This window comes from Xanthobacter wiegelii (genome assembly GCF_043193855.2).
In the GTDB taxonomy this organism is placed as follows: Bacteria; Pseudomonadota; Alphaproteobacteria; order Rhizobiales; family Xanthobacteraceae; genus Xanthobacter; species Xanthobacter flavus_A.
In genome coordinates this window covers 489,883-507,056 of record NZ_CM195529.1, presented here as the reverse complement: position 1 = coordinate 507,056, position 17,174 = coordinate 489,883, and the positions used below count along the sequence as shown (strand labels likewise).

Annotated in this window: 14 protein-coding genes; 7 read left to right on the top strand and 7 right to left on the bottom strand. The window is 69.2% G+C overall.

Annotation, left to right across the window (positions count from 1 at the left end; translation table 11 throughout):
* Positions 1 to 95 precede the first annotated feature (95 nt).
* On the bottom strand, positions 96 to 755 hold the full coding sequence (locus V5F63_RS02305; protein ID WP_394031187.1) for a DsbA family protein: 660 nt from the start codon (positions 753 to 755) through the stop codon (positions 96 to 98).
* A gap of 210 nt (positions 756 to 965) precedes the next feature.
* Positions 966 to 1,457, bottom strand: a complete 492-nt coding sequence (locus V5F63_RS02300) for a DUF721 domain-containing protein (protein WP_245327326.1) — start codon at positions 1,455 to 1,457, stop codon at positions 966 to 968.
* 86 nt (positions 1,458 to 1,543) lie between these two features.
* Here V5F63_RS02300 and mutY point away from each other — a divergent pair, with 86 nt between their 5' ends.
* Positions 1,544 to 2,644 carry an A/G-specific adenine glycosylase gene (gene mutY, locus V5F63_RS02295; RefSeq protein WP_394101599.1) on the top strand — a complete coding sequence of 367 codons (1,101 nt, stop codon included), beginning with the start codon at positions 1,544 to 1,546 and terminating at the stop codon, positions 2,642 to 2,644.
* Positions 2,645 to 2,716: 72 nt separating this feature from the next.
* Here the strand turns inward: mutY and V5F63_RS02290 are convergent, their stop codons facing one another.
* The 3 genes from V5F63_RS02290 to V5F63_RS02280 form a co-directional block, all read right to left on the bottom strand.
* Positions 2,717 to 3,940, bottom strand: coding sequence for a site-specific DNA-methyltransferase (locus tag V5F63_RS02290; protein WP_394101458.1), 1,224 nt, complete (start codon positions 3,938 to 3,940; stop codon positions 2,717 to 2,719).
* A gap of 129 nt (positions 3,941 to 4,069) precedes the next feature.
* Positions 4,070 to 4,597: an Hsp20/alpha crystallin family protein gene (locus tag V5F63_RS02285; RefSeq protein ID WP_209487516.1), complete on the bottom strand. Its 528-nt coding sequence runs from the start codon at positions 4,595 to 4,597 to the stop codon at positions 4,070 to 4,072.
* 310 nt (positions 4,598 to 4,907) lie between these two features.
* Positions 4,908 to 5,921 carry an NAD(P)-dependent oxidoreductase gene (locus tag V5F63_RS02280; RefSeq protein ID WP_394101598.1) on the bottom strand — a complete coding sequence of 338 codons (1,014 nt, stop codon included), beginning with the start codon at positions 5,919 to 5,921 and terminating at the stop codon, positions 4,908 to 4,910.
* Positions 5,922 to 5,939: 18 nt separating this feature from the next.
* Here V5F63_RS02280 and V5F63_RS02275 point away from each other — a divergent pair, with 18 nt between their 5' ends.
* Both V5F63_RS02275 and V5F63_RS02270 read left to right on the top strand, forming a co-directional pair.
* Positions 5,940 to 7,037 (top strand): LacI family DNA-binding transcriptional regulator, encoded by a 1,098-nt coding sequence (locus V5F63_RS02275; RefSeq protein WP_394101457.1) that lies wholly within the window; start codon positions 5,940 to 5,942, stop codon positions 7,035 to 7,037.
* Positions 7,034 to 7,840 (top strand): TrmH family RNA methyltransferase, encoded by an 807-nt coding sequence (locus tag V5F63_RS02270; RefSeq protein ID WP_394101456.1) that lies wholly within the window; start codon positions 7,034 to 7,036, stop codon positions 7,838 to 7,840. Before V5F63_RS02275 ends, V5F63_RS02270 begins: the two co-directional genes overlap by 4 nt.
* A 240-nt stretch (positions 7,841 to 8,080) precedes the next feature.
* Here the strand turns inward: V5F63_RS02270 and V5F63_RS02265 are convergent, their stop codons facing one another.
* On the bottom strand, positions 8,081 to 10,030 hold the full coding sequence (locus V5F63_RS02265) for a sigma-54-dependent Fis family transcriptional regulator (RefSeq protein WP_394101455.1): 1,950 nt from the start codon (positions 10,028 to 10,030) through the stop codon (positions 8,081 to 8,083).
* A 273-nt stretch (positions 10,031 to 10,303) separates the two neighbouring features.
* Here V5F63_RS02265 and adh point away from each other — a divergent pair, with 273 nt between their 5' ends.
* Entirely contained in the window at positions 10,304 to 11,824 is a 1,521-nt protein-coding gene (gene adh, locus V5F63_RS02260; protein ID WP_209487511.1) for an aldehyde dehydrogenase, read from the top strand.
* A 385-nt stretch (positions 11,825 to 12,209) separates the two neighbouring features.
* Here adh and V5F63_RS02255 read toward each other — a convergent pair whose 3' ends face one another.
* A complete protein-coding gene (locus V5F63_RS02255) occupies positions 12,210 to 12,503 on the bottom strand; it encodes an ArsR/SmtB family transcription factor (RefSeq protein WP_348634304.1) in 294 nt (97 codons plus the stop codon).
* A gap of 113 nt (positions 12,504 to 12,616) precedes the next feature.
* Between V5F63_RS02255 and V5F63_RS02250 the strand changes: the two genes are divergently transcribed.
* From V5F63_RS02250 to V5F63_RS02240, 3 genes are read left to right on the top strand one after another with little or no spacing between them, the layout of a single operon-like run.
* Positions 12,617 to 12,820 carry a YgaP family membrane protein gene (locus tag V5F63_RS02250; RefSeq protein WP_209487509.1) on the top strand — a complete coding sequence of 68 codons (204 nt, stop codon included), beginning with the start codon at positions 12,617 to 12,619 and terminating at the stop codon, positions 12,818 to 12,820.
* Positions 12,821 to 12,871: 51 nt separating this feature from the next.
* Entirely contained in the window at positions 12,872 to 13,909 is a 1,038-nt protein-coding gene (locus V5F63_RS02245) for an efflux RND transporter periplasmic adaptor subunit (RefSeq protein WP_394030791.1), read from the top strand.
* 2 nt (positions 13,910 to 13,911) lie between these two features.
* Positions 13,912 to 17,151: an efflux RND transporter permease subunit gene (locus V5F63_RS02240; protein WP_394101454.1), complete on the top strand. Its 3,240-nt coding sequence runs from the start codon at positions 13,912 to 13,914 to the stop codon at positions 17,149 to 17,151.
* Positions 17,152 to 17,174 lie beyond the last annotated feature (23 nt).

Here is a 17,174-nt window from a genome sequence, read left to right as displayed (position 1 = left end):
GGCAACGAGAAAACCCGCGCGGCGCTTGAGCGAAGGCAAACCAAACAAAAAGGCCGGCGCAGTGCGCCGGCCTTTCAGCGTCGGAACATCGAAACTCACTTGCCGGCGAGCAGCGGGGCCAGCTCCTTGTCCCATTCGGCCATGCCGAGGGCGCCGGAGAGCTTCTTGCCGTTGACGAAGAAGGTGGGGGTCGCGTTCACGCCCAGCTCCTTGTTGGCGTAGAGGGCGCTTTCCTGCACCTTCTCGCCGAGCTGCTGGTCGGTGAGGCACTTCTCGAAATCGGCCTGGCTCATGCCGGCCTGCTTGGCGACGGCGAGGAGGCCGGCGGCGGGGTCGGTGCTGTAGGCCCAGGTCTTCTGCGTCTCGAACAGGGTCGAGACCATGGGGAAATATTTGTCCTCGGGCACGCAGCGGGCGAGCATGAAGGCCGCGGTAGCCACCGGCTCGAACGGGAACTCGCGGAAGATGAAGCGCACCTTGCCGGTGTCGATGTACTTCTTCTTCAGCTCGGGGAAGGTGCCGGTGTGGAAGGCGGCGCAGTGGCTGCACGTCATCGAGGCATATTCGATGATGGTGACCGGCGCCGTGGCGCTGCCCAGCGCCTTCTCCGGCAGCGGGCTCGCCTCGGGGGCGATCAGCTTGGCCTGCTCCACGGTCTGGGCCGCGGCCGGTTCGAAGGAGAACGGCAGGCCGAGCCCGGCCGCCATCGCGGCGAGGCCTGCTCCGACCAGGAAACGGCGGCGATCGACAATCATGGACATCTCCGAGTGGTCCGGCGGCTGGCGACCGGCGTTCGCCGGTCTTGGCCGCATCGCCGGTTCCGTAGGGTCATCAGAACGGGAAACGGAAGCAGTCCGGCACCGCACCGCCGAACCTGCGTGAAAGCCTTCGCGCTCTATCATGTCGCCCTTATGGCGGGAAAGACCCGTGCCGCGCGCCGGAGATAACGGACGGGTGAACGTCCCCTATCCGCCGCCGCGCTCGCGCCGCACCAGCGCGCCGAGCCTGGCGAGGGAATCCGCCAGCGCCTCGTCCTCGAACGCGCCGATCTCGTGTCGAACGGCGGCGACGGTCGCCTTGTCCGGCTTCGGCGGCACCGGCGGCGGCGCGTGGCGCTGGGGCACCGGGCCCTGGCGAAGCATCAGGCGGCCGACGCAGCGCCAGCCGAAATAGGCGTTGATTCGCTCCACCACGATGCCGGCGGCATATTGCAGCTCGATGGCATAGGCGCCTTCCACCCGCACCACGAGGGTGGCCGCAGCCCCCTCCTCCCGCGGCCATTGCAGCTTGAGGGGGATGCAGCGGGGCGCGAGGTCCGGGCCGACGATCTCGTCCCAATGGGTCACCACCTCCACCACCGAGAAGCCGGCGCGGCCGCACAGGTCGCTGATCCCCGGCGCGACGAAATCGGCGAGGGGGCGCGGGCCACGGTGGCGACGGGTGAAATTGGTGTTCAAGGCGTCTCCGGTTGCGATGAGAAATGGCGAACAGATGGGTGGGCGAGGCTCTTGCCCCGGCACGCGGGCGCGGCCACCTTGGCCGCATGACATCCTCCCCCGCCGCTCGCTCGGCCGCAAGCGGTGCCGGAAAACCCGGCGCCAAACCCGGCACGCCTGCCCCCGCCGCGCTCCTCGCCTGGTATGATCGCCACCGCCGCCGCCTGCCCTGGCGCGCCGAGCCGGGCCGGCAGGCGGACCCCTATCACGTCTTCCTCTCCGAGATCATGCTGCAGCAGACCACGGTGAAGGCGGTCGGGCCGTATTTCACCGGCTTCCTCGCCCGCTGGCCAACGGTCTCGCACCTCGCCGCCGCGCCGCTGGAGGAGGTGCTCTCCGCCTGGGCGGGGCTCGGCTATTACGCCCGCGCCCGCAATCTCCACGCCTGCGCGCAGGCGGTGGTGGCGCGCCATGGCGGGCGCTTTCCGGACGACGAGGCGGCCCTCCTCGCCCTGCCCGGCATCGGCCCCTATACGGCGGCGGCCATCGCTTCCATCGCCTTCGACCTCAAGGCGAGCCCGGTGGACGGCAATATCGAGCGCGTCGTCTCAAGGCTTTATCGGGTGGCCGAGCCTCTGCCCGGCGCCAAGCCCCGCATCAAGGCGCTGGCCGCTGCCCTGACCCCCGCGCAGCGGCTGGGCGATTTCGCGCAGGCGATGATGGACCTTGGCGCCACCATCTGCACCCCGCGCTCGCCCGCGTGCTCGCTCTGCCCGTGGATGGAGCCGTGCGCGGCGCGGGCGGCGGGGGATGCGGCGCTCTATCCGGTGAAGGCGCCCAAGGGCGAGAAGCCGAAGCGGGAGGGCGCCGCCTTCCTCGCCGTGCGGGCGGATGGCGCGGTGCTGCTGCGCACCCGGCCGGACAAGGGGCTTCTGGCGAAGATGACGGAGGTGCCCTCCACCCCGTGGGGGCCGAAGCCGGAGGCACCGGAGGCCCATGCGCCGCTCAAGGCGCGCTGGCGGGCGTTGCCCGGCGCGGTGGAGCACGTCTTCACCCATTTCGCGCTGACGCTGAAGGTGCTGCGCGCCGATCTGCACGCCACGGCGCCCGCGCCGGAGGGTCACCGCTGGGTGACGCCGGACCGGTTCGATGCGGAGGCGCTGCCCTCGCTCATGCGCAAGGTGCTCGCGCATGGGGGCATCGAATAAACCAAAGCCCGCGCGGCGGTTGAGCGTAACCCGCTCGGTATCGGTCGAAGACCGAGACCGACGGTAAAATGCTTACTCCGCCGCGATGCCCATCTCGGCCCTGAGGCGGGCGCGCAGGATGTCGATGGGGTGGCGGCGGCCTTCCTCTTCCACGTGCCAGAAGGTCCAGCCGTTGCAGGCCTCCGCCCCCTGGGCGAGGGCGCCCACGCGGTGGATGGAGCCCACGTTCGGGCTGTCGGCGAGGGAAATGGTGCCGTCCGCCCGCACCACGGCGCGGAACCGGCCCTTGGCGTCGGTGAGTTCGGCGCCGGGCGTGACGAAGCCGCGTTCCACCAGCGCCGAGAAGGCGACGCGCGGCGCTTCGCGCGCACTCGGCGGGGCGACCAGCGCCTCTTCCGGCAGCGGCTCCACGGCGGCGATGCGGGCCCGCGCAGCCTCCGCATAGGTCTCCTCGCGCTCGATGCCGATGAAGGAGCGGCGCAGCCGCTTCGCCACCGCGCCCGTCGTGCCGGAGCCGAAGAAGGGATCGAGCACCACGTCGCCGGGCTTCGTGGAGGAGAGCAGCACGCGGGCGAGCAGCGCCTCGGGCTTCTGGGTGGGATGGAGCTTGCGGCCCTTCTCGTCCTTCAGCCGCTCCTGCCCGGTGCAGAGCGGGAAGAGCCAGTCGGAGCGCACCTGCACATCCTCGTTGCCGGCTTTGAGCGCCTCGTAATTGAAGGTGTATTTCGAATCGGCGCTGCGGGCGGCCCAGATCAGGGTCTCGTGCGCATTGGTGAAGCGCCGGCCCCGGAAGTTGGGCATGGGGTTCGCCTTGCGCCACACGATGTCGTTGAGGATCCAGAAGCCCAGATCCTGCATCAGCGCGCCGACGCGGAAGATGTTGTGATAGGAGCCGATGACGAACATCGTGCCGTTGGGCTTCAGCGCCCGCCGCGCGGCCAAGAGCCAGGCGCGGGTGAAGGCATCATAGGCGGCGAAGCTCTCGAACTGGTCCCAGTGGTCGTCCACCGCGTCCACGCGGCTTTCGTCCGGCCGCTTCAGCTCGCCGCCGAGCTGGAGGTTGTAGGGCGGATCGGCGAAGACAAGATCCACCGAGCCGGCGGGCAAAGCCGCCATCTGCGCGATGGTATCGCCGATGAGAATTTCATTGAGGGGGAGAGCACGGTCCGAAACCGCTCCCGCAGGAACCGCTCCCCGAGGGGCGGCCGGTGGGGCCGCCAAGGGGGCGATTGCGGGATACTCCGGACGACATAGACGCGCCGTCCGCCCGGCCGCCCCCTTGGCCACACTACGCATGACGCAACCCTACGCAACGCTTACTTACGAGACGCAGGATGGCGGCAAGGGGTTAAGGTCGGGTGAAGGGGGCGCGGCGGGTTCCGCGGTGTCTGCGGGACGTCGCGCATCGCGCAACCCGGCGCGCGCCTACGCGGCCTTCACCTCGATCTTCTTCTCCTGTTTCTGGGCCTCTGCCGTCTTGGGCAGCGTTACGGTGAGGACACCCTTTGCAAAGCGGGCCTCCACCTTGTCGGCGTCCACGCCTTCAGGCACCTGGAAGGAGCGGGTGAAGGCACCATAGCGCCGTTCGGACAGGTAATAGTCCTTCTCCTTTTCCTCCCGCTCTTCCTTTTTCTCGCCGCGGATGGTGAGGAGCCCGTTGGCGAGCTTCACCTCCACATCCTTTTCGTCGAGGCCGGGGAGTTCGGCGCTGATCTCGTAGGCCCCCTCCCGCTCGGCCACGTCGACGGCCGGCGCGAGCGTCAGCGCACCGAGGCGCGGGAAGTCGAAATCCATGACGCGGCGCGCGAAGGGAAAGCCCAGCGTGCCAATGCGGAAGTTGTCGAACACCTGTTCGATCTCGCGCCGCAGGTGATCGAACGGCGTGGCCGGCGCAGCAGCGGCCACGGGTGTGGATTTCGGCTCGATTTTCACGGGAATCTTGGTCTCGGCCATGATCGTCTCCTAAAGCGGACAATGGACGGACGGAGGCTCGCGCGTCCATCGGATGCGCCTCTCGGCGCCTTCGTCTCATCGGCTTTCGCGCGCCGGAACCGCCGCGCAGGAAGTCGAAGCTCGATCACTCGCCGGCATCGAACGCGCCAGCACTGCGAACCTGCACCCGGAAAATGGCGGTCCTGTGCCGCGACCCCATCTGGGCATGCGGCACTTCCCCTGCTGCCACCTCAGATTGCAGGCGCAATGTTGTTAATATGTGGTCGATGGCGCGCTGGCGCGTTGACGTGAGTCAAGGCAGGTCGGCTCCTCACCCCGCCCCCTGCTTGCGCTCCAGCACCGTCGGCAGGCCGTTCATCTGGGCCAGCACATCGGTGATCTGCGGCACGTTCTTCCCGCCGTTGCCGAGGCCCTCGGCCGCCGCATAGAGGTTCTTCACCGTGGCGCTGATGAAGGCGGAGGCGCCGGTGTTGGTGGCGAGGTTGGTGACGTAGCGCATGTCCTTGTGGGCGTTGGTGATGGTGAAGCGGTGGGCGTTCACGTTGCCCTCCAGCACGTAGCCCATGAAGGTCTGGTAGAAGCCGCAATCCATGCGCGAGCCGCGGATGACGCTGTCGAAGACCTCCGCTGTGACGCCGACCTTGCCGGCGATGGCCAGCGCCTCGGCATAGATGGCGCCGTAGCCCAGCGACAGGAAGTTGTTGAGCAGCTTCATGGTGTGGCCCGCGCCCGGCGCGCCCACCCGGACGATGCGGCTGGCGAAGGCCGCAACCACCGGCTCGATCACCGCGAACGCCGCGTCTTCCGCCCCCACCATGGCGGAAAGGGCGCCTTCCTCCGCCTGGATGGGCGTGCCGCCCAGCGGCGCGTCGCATAGGAAGATGCCATCCTTGGCCAGCTCGGCCGCCAGCGCCATGGTCAGCGTCGGCTCGGAGGTGGAGGTGTCGATGATGTGGAGGCCGGCCTTTGCACCCTTCAGGATGCCGTTCTCGCCGTTGAGTACCTCATTCACCTGCGGCGCGCCGGTGACGCAGAGCACGATCACGTTGCACTGGGCCGCCATCTCGGCCGGGGTCTTCACCTCGGTGGCGCCACGGGAGACCAGATCGTCCACTGGCGCCCGGTTGCGGTGACCCATGACGGCGAGCGGAAAGCCCTTGGCGAGGATGTTCTTCGCCATGCCGTGGCCCATGAGGCCGACCCCGATGAATCCAACCCGCGTCCCTGCCATGGCGTCCTCCCGGTTCGTATCGTCGCGGCTGTCGTTGCCGTTGCCGCTAAATCGTTTAGCATGGTCGAAAGGACGGCGCGAGACGCGACAGATCCGCTATAGGGATGGCCCATGGACGAGACGATTCCTCCTCCGCCGGGTGCCGCTCACACCGGTGCATCTCCCGCCGGTGCGCCCATCGGCAAGGTGACGCTTCAGGGCCTCGCGCGCGAGCTGGGGCTGTCCACGGCCACCATCTCGCTGGCCCTGCGCGACAGCCCCATGGTCGCCGAGGCGACGCGCCTGAAGGTGCAGGAGGCGGCGCGGGCGCGCGGCTATGTGGCCAATCGCGGCGCCGCGGCGCTGCGCACGGCCCGCACCAACATCGTCGCCCTCGGCCTGCATGACATCGTGAACCCCTCCTTCACCGAGCTTCTGGCGGCGGTGGAGGATGCGCTTTCCGAGGCCGGCAAGACCGTGCTGCTCGGCGTCAGCCAGGAGGATGTGACGCGCCAGACGCGCACCCTCGGCACGCTGGCGGAATATCGCCCCGACGCCTTCCTCGTCTCGCCCGCCGCCCATTCGCGGGTGGAGGATCTCAAGGCGCTCGCCTCCACCGGCATCGCCGTGGTGCAAGTGACCCGTGAGATCGAGGGCTCCGGCTTCGATTTCGCCGGCTCGGACGACGTGACGGGCGTGGCGCTGGGCGTCGCGCATCTCGTGGAACTGGGCCACCGGCGCATCGGCATGATCGGCGGCTTCGGCGCCATCTCCACCGGCCGCAAGCGCTTCGCCGGCTACAAGGCGGGCCTCGCCGCCGCCGGCCTGCCCCTCGATCCCGCGCTGGTGATGGAGGGGCCGGGCCTGCGCGCGGAAGGCCGCAAGGCCATGGCCCGCCTGCTCGCGCTGGACGAGCCGCCCACCGCCGCCGTCTGCTTCAACGACCTCTCCGCCTTCGGCGCACTGATGGAATTGCAGGCTGCCGGGCTCATGGCGGGGCGCGACTTCTCCCTCGTCGGCTATGACGACATCGAGGAGGCGCGGGTCTGGCACCCGCCGCTCACCACGGTCCACACCTTCATTCCCGAATATGGCCGGGCGGCCGCGACGCTGGCCCTGAAGCGCATCGCCGATCCCGGCCGTCCGGTGGAGCGGGCGGTGATGACGCCCGAGCTGGTGGTGCGCGCCAGCACCTGCGCGCCCGTGCCGGTGAAGCGCCGGCCCCTATGATCGTTCCCGTGTCCGAGGCCGACGATCCGCGCATCGCCGGCTTCCGCGCGGTGCGCGAGCGCGATCTCGTCGGGCGGCAGGGCGGCTTCATGGCCGAGGGCGAGGTGGTTCTGCGGCTGCTGGCCGGCCGACTGGGCACGCGCGGCGGCCATCGGCTCACCTCCGTGCTGCTGTCAGAGGGGCAGGCGGAGCGCCTCGCCGATCTGGTTGCCGGGCTGCCGGAGGAATTGCCCGTCTATGTGGCGCCGCAGGGGGTGATGGACGCCATCGTCGGCTTTCCCATCCATCGCGGCATTCTCGCGCTGGGGGCGGCGCGGCCGCTTCCGGAGGTGGGCGCGCTGCTCGATGGCCTCGGGCCGCGCGCGCTGGTGGTGGCGGCCCTCGGCCTCACCAATCACGACAATATGGGCGGCATCTTCCGCAACGCCGCCGCCTTCGGCGCCGATGCGGTGATCTTGGATGAGGCGTCCTGCGATCCGCTCTATCGCAAGGCCATCCGCGTTTCGGTGGGCGCGAGCCTCGTGGTCCCCTTCGCACGGGTGCCGGATGCGGGCGCGCTCATCGCGCTTCTCGGCGCGCGGGGCTTCGAGGCGGTGGCGCTCTCGCCTTCCGGACGGGAAACGCTCTCCCGCCTCGCCCGCCCGCCGCGCGTCGCCGCTTTGTTCGGCACCGAGGGGCCGGGCCTTCCGCCGGACGTGATGGCGCGGGTGCGCACGGTGGCCATTCCCATGGCCGCCGGCTTCGACAGCCTCAACGTCGCCACCACCTCGGGCATCGTGCTGCACCATCTGGCGGGGGTGTAAGGGCGGCGCCGGAATGCAGGCAACGCGCCACCGCCCCGCCTGCCCTCGGGCGGCCGAACCACCCTCTCCCCCGTCATCGCCCGCCTTGTGCGGGCGATCCACGGTTCAGCGAGAGGGGTGCCCTCGACGAAGACCGGACAAGCGGAGGGGTGGATCCCCCGGACGAGCCGGGGGATGACGGTGAAGAAAAGGCGATGACAACGCGAAGCCGGGGATAACGGTGCGGTTGTCCCCCACCCCTCAATGCCCGCGCGCGGCGAGGTGGCGGTGGAGGGTGGAGCGGTGGATGCCCAGGCGGCGGGCGGCGCGGGAGATGTTGCCGTCGCATTCCTTCAGGGCGGCATCCATCGCCGCGCGGGTGACGCTGCCGAGATCGCCGGTGAGGGCGGCTGTATCCGCCGCCGCATTGGGCGCGGCAGGGGCGGCAAAGGCGTCTGAACCCGCGTTGCCCATCGGCAGCGTGGCGCCGCGCAGTTCGCTGGTGCGCACGTCGGCGGGCAGCGCCTCGAGCCCCACCGTCTCGCCCGGCTCGGCGAGGGCGAGCAGCACCTTGAGCACGCCAGTGAGCTGGCGGAAATTGCCGGGCCAGGTATGGCGCGCCAGCGCCTCGCGGCACTCCGGCGAGAGAAGCGGGGCATCCGGGCCGGGGCCGGACATCTCGCGCCACAGCCGCTCCACCAGCGCTTCCCGGTCCGCGAGGCTGCGCAAAGGCGGCAAAGTGACGGTGTATTGGGCGATGCGGAAATAGAGGTCGGCGCGGAAGCTGCCCTGCTCCACCAGCATCTTGAGATCGCGGTGGGAGGCGCAGACGAGGGCGAAATCCACCTTCACCGCCTTGCCGCCGCCGAGCGGCGTCACCTCCCGCTCCTGCAGCACGCGCAACAGGCGGCTCTGGAGGCCGAGCGGCATGTCGCCGATCTCGTCGAGGAACAGAACGCCGCCGTCCGCCTCGCGGAACAGGCCCTTGAAGCCGGCGCGGCGGGCGCCGGTGAAGGCGCCGTCCTCGTAGCCGAAGAGTTCGGATTCGATGAGGCCTTCCGGCAGCGCCGCGCAGTTCACCGCCGCGAAGGTGCGGTCGGCACGGGGGCCACGGGCGTGGATCTGGCGGGCGAACACCTCCTTGCCGGAGCCGGTTTCGCCCTGGATCAGCACCGGCACGCCGGCCGTCATCAGCCGGATGGCCCGGCCGAGCGCCTGCTCGGTCTCGGCATCGAAGCGCGGGCCGGGGTTGACCGCCGCAGCGGCGGGGGCGGGCACAGGTGCGGCTCGCACGGGGGCCGGCGCCTGCCGCTCCAGCCGCAGCATCACGGCACCGTTGGGCGTGCGGGCGCGGCGGGCATCGCCCGGGCGGCCGAGGCTGCCCTCGAACAGTTCGGAGAAGCGCCGCGCGCCCAAGGCGTCCCAGCCGAGGCCGAGCAGCGCGAGGGCCGGGCGGTTGGCGGCCACGAGGCGATGGTCCTCGAACACCAGCACGCCCTCGCGCGCGGTACCGAGGAAGGAGGGGTCGGCGTGGAAGCGCACCACGTCGCGGCCGGGGAAGGCGCCCTCGAACAGGCGATGCTCCACCTGCCCCACCGCCAGCTCCACCAGCGCCAGCGCATGGAGGTGCGGCACGGCGGAGGGGCCGGAGAGGTCGAGCAGGCCGACAAGCTCGCCGAACGGATCGTGGATGGGCGCGGCGGCGCAGGTGAGGATGCCGTGCGGCTCGGCATAATGCTCGGCGCCGCGCACCTCGATGCCGCGCCGCTCGATGAGCGCCGTGCCGATGGCGTTGGTGCCGCTGTCCGCCTCGCTCCAGCTCACGCCCGGGCGCAGCGCCACCTGCGCGGCGCGGTCGGCGAAATCGGCGCTGCCCACCGTGTCGAGCACGAGGCCGGTGGGATCGGTGAGGATGACGATGCCGCCCGCGGCGCTGGCGCTGAGGTGCAGCGCCTCCAGCTCCGGCCGGCAGCGGCGGCGCAGCGCCTCGTAGCGCTCGCGGCGGACGGAGAGTTCCCCCTGCGTCAGCGGCTCGGCCTTCAGCCGGCCGCCCACGGGCAGGCCGCGCTCGGCGCAGCGGGTCCAGGAGCGGATGATGGGGAGCGCGAGCGCCTGCTCCGCCCCGGGCGCGCCGGAAAAGAACCGGCGGCGGGCGGTGATCAGCTCGTCCGGCGGCGGCACCGGCGAGAGCGGCGGAAAGGGCGCAGGCATTCGTCCCTCGGCTTGTTTCGCGTCCCTGAACCTGTTCTTCGATGCCGACTGTCGCACTTTGCGACAGGTGTCGCGACACCTTGTTCTTATGCGCGACAGTCTCGCACGACACTTCGTCGCGCGTAAAGTCGGGCTTCTGCGTAGGTCCGCCGGTCGCTGATAAAATCAAGACACGGCAGCATCTTCCCGCGCCGCAAATAAAGGCGTGCGGCGCACATTCGAGAACTGGCACGGCCGCTGCAAATCCTCCGGCACCACCAACGGGAGGAAAAAATGAACAGCCCCGCCTTTCTTTCGAGCGCCCACACCTCGCCCTTCAAGCCGCGCTACGGCAACTTCATCGGCGGCACCTTCGTCGAGCCGGTCAACGGCCGCTATTTCGAGAACACCTCCCCCATCACCGGCAAGGTGATCTGCGAGGTGCCGCGCTCCGACGAGCATGACATCGAGCGCGCCCTCGACGCCGCCCATGCCGCCAAGAAGGGCTGGGGCCGCGCCTCCGCCGCCGACCGCGCGCTGGTGCTGCTGAAGATCGCCGACCGCCTGGAGGCCAACCTCGACCTCCTCGCCCGCGCCGAGACCTGGGACAACGGCAAGCCGATCCGCGAGACCACCCTGGCGGACATTCCGCTCGCCATCGACCATTTCCGCTATTTCGCCGCCTGCGTCCGTGCCCAGGAAGGCACGCTGGGCGAGATCGATCACGACACCATCGCCTATCACTACCATGAGCCCCTCGGCGTGGTGGGCCAGATCATCCCCTGGAACTTCCCCATCCTGATGGCCGCGTGGAAGCTTGCCCCGGCGCTTGCCGCCGGCAATTGCGTGGTGCTCAAGCCCGCAGAGCAGACCCCCGCCTCCATCCTCGTCCTCGCCGAACTCATCGCCGACCTCCTGCCCCCCGGCGTGCTCAACATCGTCAACGGCTTCGGCCTGGAGGCCGGCAAGCCGCTGGCCTCCTCGCCGCGCATCGCCAAGATCGCCTTCACCGGCGAGACCGGCACCGGCCGGCTCATCATGGGCTATGCCGCGCAGAACCTCATTCCGGTGACGCTGGAACTGGGCGGCAAGTCGCCGAACATCTTCTTCTCCGACGTGGCGGCCGAGGACGACGACTTCCTCGACAAGGCGGTGGAAGGCTTCGTCATGTTCGCCCTCAACCAGGGCGAAGTCTGCACCTGCCCGAGCCGCGCGCTGGTGCAGGAGAGCATGTTCGACAAGTTCATGGAGAAGGCGCTCGCCCGCGTCGCCGCCATCAAGCAGGGCTCGCCGCTCGATCCTTCGACCATGATCGGCGCGCAGGCCTCCTCCGAGCAAATGCACAAGATCCTGTCCTACATCGACATCGGTCGCGCGGAAGGCGCGCAGGTTCTGGCCGGCGGCGAGCGCAACATGCTCACCGGCGAGCTGGCGGACGGCTTCTACGTGAAGCCCACCGTCTTCCTCGGCAAGAACAACATGCGCATCTTCCAGGAAGAGATCTTCGGCCCGGTGGTCTCCGTCACCACCTTCAAGGACGAGGAAGAGGCGCTCCACATCGCCAACGACACCCTCTTCGGCCTCGGTGCCGGCGTGTGGACCCGCGACGGCTCGCGCGCCTATCGCGTCGGTCGCTCGATCGAGGCGGGCCGCGTGTGGACCAACTGCTACCACGCCTACCCGGCCCATGCGGCCTTCGGCGGCTACAAGCAGTCCGGCATCGGCCGCGAGACCCACAAGATGATGCTCGATCACTACCAGCAGACCAAGAATTTGCTGGTCAGCTATTCGCCCAAGAAGCTCGGCTTCTTCTGATCCGGCTTTCGTTGCGACGCGTTTTCTTCAGGCGAACCGGTCTCCCCTTCGCTCGAAAACGCGCCAGACTTGCCCCCTCCCGGGGCTTCACCGGGGGTGGCCGTGGCCCCGCGCGCGTTTAGTTTCACCGTCCCATCGGCGCGCGCGGCGGCCTCGAACAGCGGCCATCCCCGGCTTTTTCTTCCAGAGCGTGCAATAAAACGGAGGGCCGACAGCCATGCGCTACGACCGTAGACCCGTTTCCCCCGGGTCTGCGGCGTCGGTGCCTGGGTGGCCCGAGACGTGCCCTGCCCCGGCCAAGCCACGCCGACCGCGAAGCGCTGATCCAGGAGCCGGCGCCGGGCCATGACACTGCGCCGACGGCACCGCGCCGACGGCACCGCCCTCAGCACTCCACCCGCCCCGGACAGAAGGCCTTGTGAAGCGCGGCGATCACCGCCAGCACCTCCTCCCGCGCGATGCGATAGAACACGCTGGTGCCCTCGCGGCGCGCCTCCACCAGCCCGTCCGATCGCAGGCGCATGAGCTGCTGCGACATGGGCACCTGCTCGATCGCAAGCTCATCGCGCAGCTGCGCCACCGATTTCTCGCCATCCACCAGCGCGCACAGAACCAGCAGGCGCTGGGGGTGCGAGAGGCTGCGCATCAGTTCGGCCGCGCGCTCGGAGGCCGGGATCATATCAATAACATTCATAGTCTTGAATTTATGATAATTGAATGTTAGATGCAATGCCAACGCGGGGAGGCCCGCACGAACGGGGCGCCCGGAGAGGCGCCCACCGGAGCAGGATAATGTCTGTCGATCGCATCGTCATGATGTTTGCGGGTTTCATGGTGCTGGCGTCGCTCGGCCTCGGCCTCACCGTCTCCCCTTACTTCTTCTGGCTGACCGCCTTCGTGGGCGCGAACCTGATGCAGGCGTCCGTCACCGGCTTCTGCCCGGCGGCCATGCTGCTCAAGAAGCTGGGCGTGAAGCCCGGCGTCGCCTTCACCTGATCCGTTAGTTCAGACCCCCGCCCGGCGCGAGGCCGGGCAGAGAGAGCCACCATGTCCCTGCGCTTCATCCCGCCCGCCGCGGCCCTTGCGGCGGCGATGGCCGCCCTTTTGCCCGTCGCCGGAGCCACCCAGACCGCCCGAGCCGCCGACTTCACCGTGCGCAGCGTGGAGGTGCCGGAGCTGAAGGGCGTGTTCGGCGAGGTGAAGAGCCGCACCGTGGTGCCCGCCCGTGCCCGCATCGGCGGCACGGTGCGCGCCGTCTCCGTCTCCGAGGGCGACAGCGTGAAGGAGGGCGACGAGATCGCCCTGGTGGTGGACGACAAGAACGCCCTCACCCTCAACGCCGCCGACGCGAAGATCAAGGAGCTGAAATCCCAGCTCGAAAACGCGAGGACCGAGCTGGACCGCGCCCAGCAGCTCCTCGCCCGCGGCGTCGCCAGCCAGGCCCGGCTCGATACCTCGAAGACCCAGTTCGATGTCGCCACCAACCAGGTGACGGCCGCCGAAGCGGACCGCGCCGTGATCCTGCAGCGCGCGCGCGAGGGCGCGGTCATCGCCCCCGCCGATGGCCGCGTCCTCACCGTTCCGGTCACGCCCGGCAGCGTGGTGCTGGCGGGCGACGAGATCGCCCGCGTCGCCTCCGGCCCCTATTATCTCCGGCTGTCCTTGCCCGAGCGGCACGCCACCTCCATCCGCGAGGGCGGCACGGTGCGCATCGGCGAGCGCGGCATCTCGCAGGACAAGGCCGGGACGCCCGCCACCGCCCGGCCCGGCCGCATCGTGAAGGTCTATCCGGAAATCTCCGGCGGCCGCGTGATGGCCGATGTGGAGGTGGATGGCCTCGGCACCTACTTCGTCAACGAGCGCACCCTCGTGTGGGTGGAGATCGGCAAGCGGGCGGTGCTCGCCGTCCCGGCCGGCGCCGTGCGCACCGCCCACGGCATCGACTATGTGACGCTGGTGACGGCGCGAGGGCCGCTCGACGTGCCCGTCATCCTCGGCGCGCGCTTTCCCGGCGATGACGGCGAGCGGGTGGAAATCCTCACCGGCCTCAAGGACGGCGACGTGATCGCCACGGCGGGGCGCTGACCATGGGCGAGACCTCTCACGACAACCGCCCCCTCGGCATCGCCGGCGTGCTCACCCGCGCCTTCATCGCCTCGCCCTTGACCCCGCTGCTGCTCATCGCGGCCTTCGCCTTCGGCCTCATCGCGCTGGTCACCCTGCCGCGCGAGGAGGAGCCGCAGATTTCCGTGCCCATGGTGGACATCCGCGTCTCGGCCCAGGGGCTGAAGGCGGAAGACGCGGTGAAGCTCGTGACCGAGCCGCTGGAGACCATCGTCAAGGCCATCGACGGGGTGGAACACGTCTATTCCAACACCGAGGACGACGGCGTTCTCGTCACCGCCCGCTTCCTCACCGGCACCAGTCCGGACGCCGCCATCCTGCGCGTCCATGAGAAGGTGCGGGCCAATCTCGACCGCATCCCCGTGGGCATCACCGAGCCGCTCATCGTCGGCCGCTCCATCGACGACGTGGCCATCCTCGTGCTCACCCTCGTGCCCAAGCCCGACGCGGCCTCGCGCTGGACCGCCAACGACCTGACCCGCGTGGCGCGGGAGCTTCAGGCCGACATCGCGAAGCTGCCCGACATCGGCCTCACCTACATCGTCGGCGAGCAGCCGGAGGAAATCCGCGTCGCGCCCGATCCCGAGCGCCTGTCCCTCTACGGCATCACCCTCGCCCAGTTGCAGGGCAAGCTGGAGGGCGCCAACCGCACCTTCAACACCGGCACCGTGCGCGAGGCCAATGGCCAGCGCACCCTCGTCGCCGGCCAGACGCTGCAGACTCCCTCCGAGATCGGCGCCATCCTCCTCACATCGCGGGACGGCCGCCCCGTCTATGTGCGCGACGTGGCGGACGTGAGCCTCGCCACCCAGCCGGCGGAACACTACGTCACCCATATCGAGAAGGGGCCGGACGGCCTCACCCGGCGGCCGGCTGTGTCGCTCGCCATCGCCAAGCGCCCCGGCACCAATGCGGTGGTCATCGCCGAGGCGGTGCTCCGCCAGATCGAGGCCGCGCATGGCTCCGCCCTCCCCGCCGACGTGGAGGTGAAGGTCACCCGCAATTACGGCGAGAGCGCCAACGAAAAGGCCAACGAGCTGCTGCTGCATCTCGGCCTCGCCACCGTCTCCATCGTCGTGCTGGTGGGCTTCGCCATCGGCTGGCGCGAGGCGCTGGTGGTGGCGGTGGTCATCCCCACCACCATCCTCCTCACCCTGTTTGCCGCCCGCCTGATGGACTACACGCTGAACCGCGTCAGCCTGTTCGCGCTCATCTTCTCCATCGGCATCCTGGTGGACGACGCCATCGTCGTCATCGAGAACATCGCCCGCCACTGGGCCATGAAGGATGGGCGTTCGCGGGCGCAAGGGGCCATCGACGCGGTGGCGGAGGTGGGCAATCCCACCATCGTCGCCACCCTGACCGTGGTGGCTGCCCTCCTGCCCATGCTGTTCGTCTCGGGCATGATGGGCCCCTACATGAGCCCCATCCCCGCCAACGCCTCGGCGGCGATGGTCTTCTCCTTCTTCGTCGCCGTCATCCTCACCCCCTGGCTGATGCTGAAGATCGCCGGGCGGGCGAGCGGCGATCCCGGCCACGGGGAGGCCGCCGATGGGGGCCGGCTGGGGCGCTTCTATGTGCGGGTGGCGAAGCCCATCCTCTCCTCCCGCGCCCGGGCGGGGGCCTTCCTCGCCACCGTGGGCGTGGCGACCCTCGCTTCCCTGAGTCTCTTCTACACCCACGCGGTGACGGTGAAGCTGCTTCCGTTCGACAACAAGACCGAACTCGCCGTGATTCTCGACATGCCGGCTGACACCTCCGTCGAACGCACCGATTCCACCCTGAACACCCTGGTGAATGCGCTCTCGAACCTGCCCGAATCCGTCTCGTTCGAGACCCATGCCGGCACCGCAGCGCCGTTCAACTTCAACGGATTGGTCCGCCACTACGGCCTCAGGTCCGCTCCGAGGCAAGGGGACATCCAGATCAACCTGAAGGCGAAAGGGGAGCGCTCCCGCAGCAGCCACGAGATCGCGCTCGATGTCCGCAACCGATTGAAATCAATCGAACTTCCTTCGGGCTCCTCGCTCAAGGTGGTGGAGCCGCCGCCCGGTCCGCCGGTGCTCTCGACCCTCCTCGCCGAGATCTATGGCCCGAACCCCGAGACCCGCCGCGCGGTCGCCCGAAAGGTGCGTCAAGCTTTTGAAAACGTTCCCTTTATCGTGGACGTGGACGACAGCTTCGGCACCCCGGGAGAGCGCGTCCGCCTCGCCATCGATCAGGACAATCTCGAATTCTACAAGGTGGAACAAGGGGATGTGTACGACGCCATCCGCACCATCTTCGCCGGCGGCACCCTGGGCTATTCCCACCGCGGCAACGGCCGGGCGCCGATCCCGATCCGCCTCGAAATGTCAAAGGGAAACAACGTCATAGACGAGCGAACCCTGGCGACGCCCGTCCCCGCCAACACCCTTCCCGGCGGCCGTGGCGTGGTGGAACTGGGCGACGTCGTGAGCGTCGTCCGGGAACCCGCCTCCTACCCCATCTTCCGCCACAACGGCCGCCCCGCCGAGATGGTCACGGCCGACCTCGCGGGGGCTTATGAAGCGCCTGTCTACGGCATGCTGGCGGTGTCCAAAGCCTTGGCGGATATGAATTTCGGCGATCTGCCGAAGCCGGAGATCGCCCTCCATGGACAACCCTCCGACGAGGCGAAACCGACACTTCTGTGGGACGGCGAGTGGGAGGTGACGTGGGTCACCTTCCGCGACATGGGCGGCGCCTTCATCGTCGCCATCCTCGGCATCTACATCCTGGTGGTGGCGCAGTTCGGCTCGTTCAAGCTGCCGCTCGTTATCCTCACGCCTATCCCCTTGACATTCATCGGGATAATGACCGGACACTGGCTGTTCGGCGCGCCCTTCTCGGCCACATCCATGATCGGCTTCATCGCCCTCGCCGGCATCATCGTGCGCAATTCCATCCTCCTGGTGGACTTCATCCGCCACGCCCGCGCCCCCGGCCGGCCGCTGGAGGAGGTGCTGCTGGAGGCGGGCGCCATCAGGTTCAAGCCCATCCTCCTCACCGCTCTGGCGGCGATGATCGGCGCGGCGGTGATCCTGACGGACCCCATCTTCCAGGGCCTCGCCATCTCCCTCCTGTTCGGCCTCGCCTCATCCACGGCATTGACCGTATTGGTGATTCCCGCGATCTACGTGGTGCTGAGAGGCGGGCGCGCAGGAGGCTCGCGGAACGCATGACGCGGAACGGTGGATAGCCCGTG

Excerpts from the sequence above, each read along its gene's own strand:
- adh (WP_209487511.1), top strand. The coding sequence starts at position 10,304 with ATGAACAGCCCCGCCTTTCTTTCGAGCGCCCACACCTCGCCCTTCAAG.
- V5F63_RS02270 (WP_394101456.1), top strand. The coding sequence starts at position 7,034 with ATGATCGTTCCCGTGTCCGAGGCCGACGATCCGCGCATCGCCGGCTTC.
- V5F63_RS02275 (WP_394101457.1), top strand. The coding sequence starts at position 5,940 with ATGGACGAGACGATTCCTCCTCCGCCGGGTGCCGCTCACACCGGTGCA.
- V5F63_RS02265 (WP_394101455.1), bottom strand. The coding sequence starts at position 10,030 with ATGCCTGCGCCCTTTCCGCCGCTCTCGCCGGTGCCGCCGCCGGACGAG.
- V5F63_RS02305 (WP_394031187.1), bottom strand. The coding sequence starts at position 755 with ATGATTGTCGATCGCCGCCGTTTCCTGGTCGGAGCAGGCCTCGCCGCG.
- V5F63_RS02285 (WP_209487516.1), bottom strand. The coding sequence starts at position 4,597 with ATGGCCGAGACCAAGATTCCCGTGAAAATCGAGCCGAAATCCACACCC.
- V5F63_RS02245 (WP_394030791.1), top strand. The coding sequence starts at position 12,872 with ATGTCCCTGCGCTTCATCCCGCCCGCCGCGGCCCTTGCGGCGGCGATG.
- V5F63_RS02250 (WP_209487509.1), top strand. The coding sequence starts at position 12,617 with ATGTCTGTCGATCGCATCGTCATGATGTTTGCGGGTTTCATGGTGCTG.
- V5F63_RS02240 (WP_394101454.1), top strand. The coding sequence starts at position 13,912 with ATGGGCGAGACCTCTCACGACAACCGCCCCCTCGGCATCGCCGGCGTG.
- V5F63_RS02290 (WP_394101458.1), bottom strand. The coding sequence starts at position 3,940 with ATGCGTAGTGTGGCCAAGGGGGCGGCCGGGCGGACGGCGCGTCTATGT.
- mutY (WP_394101599.1), top strand. The coding sequence starts at position 1,544 with ATGACATCCTCCCCCGCCGCTCGCTCGGCCGCAAGCGGTGCCGGAAAA.
- V5F63_RS02255 (WP_348634304.1), bottom strand. The coding sequence starts at position 12,503 with ATGATCCCGGCCTCCGAGCGCGCGGCCGAACTGATGCGCAGCCTCTCG.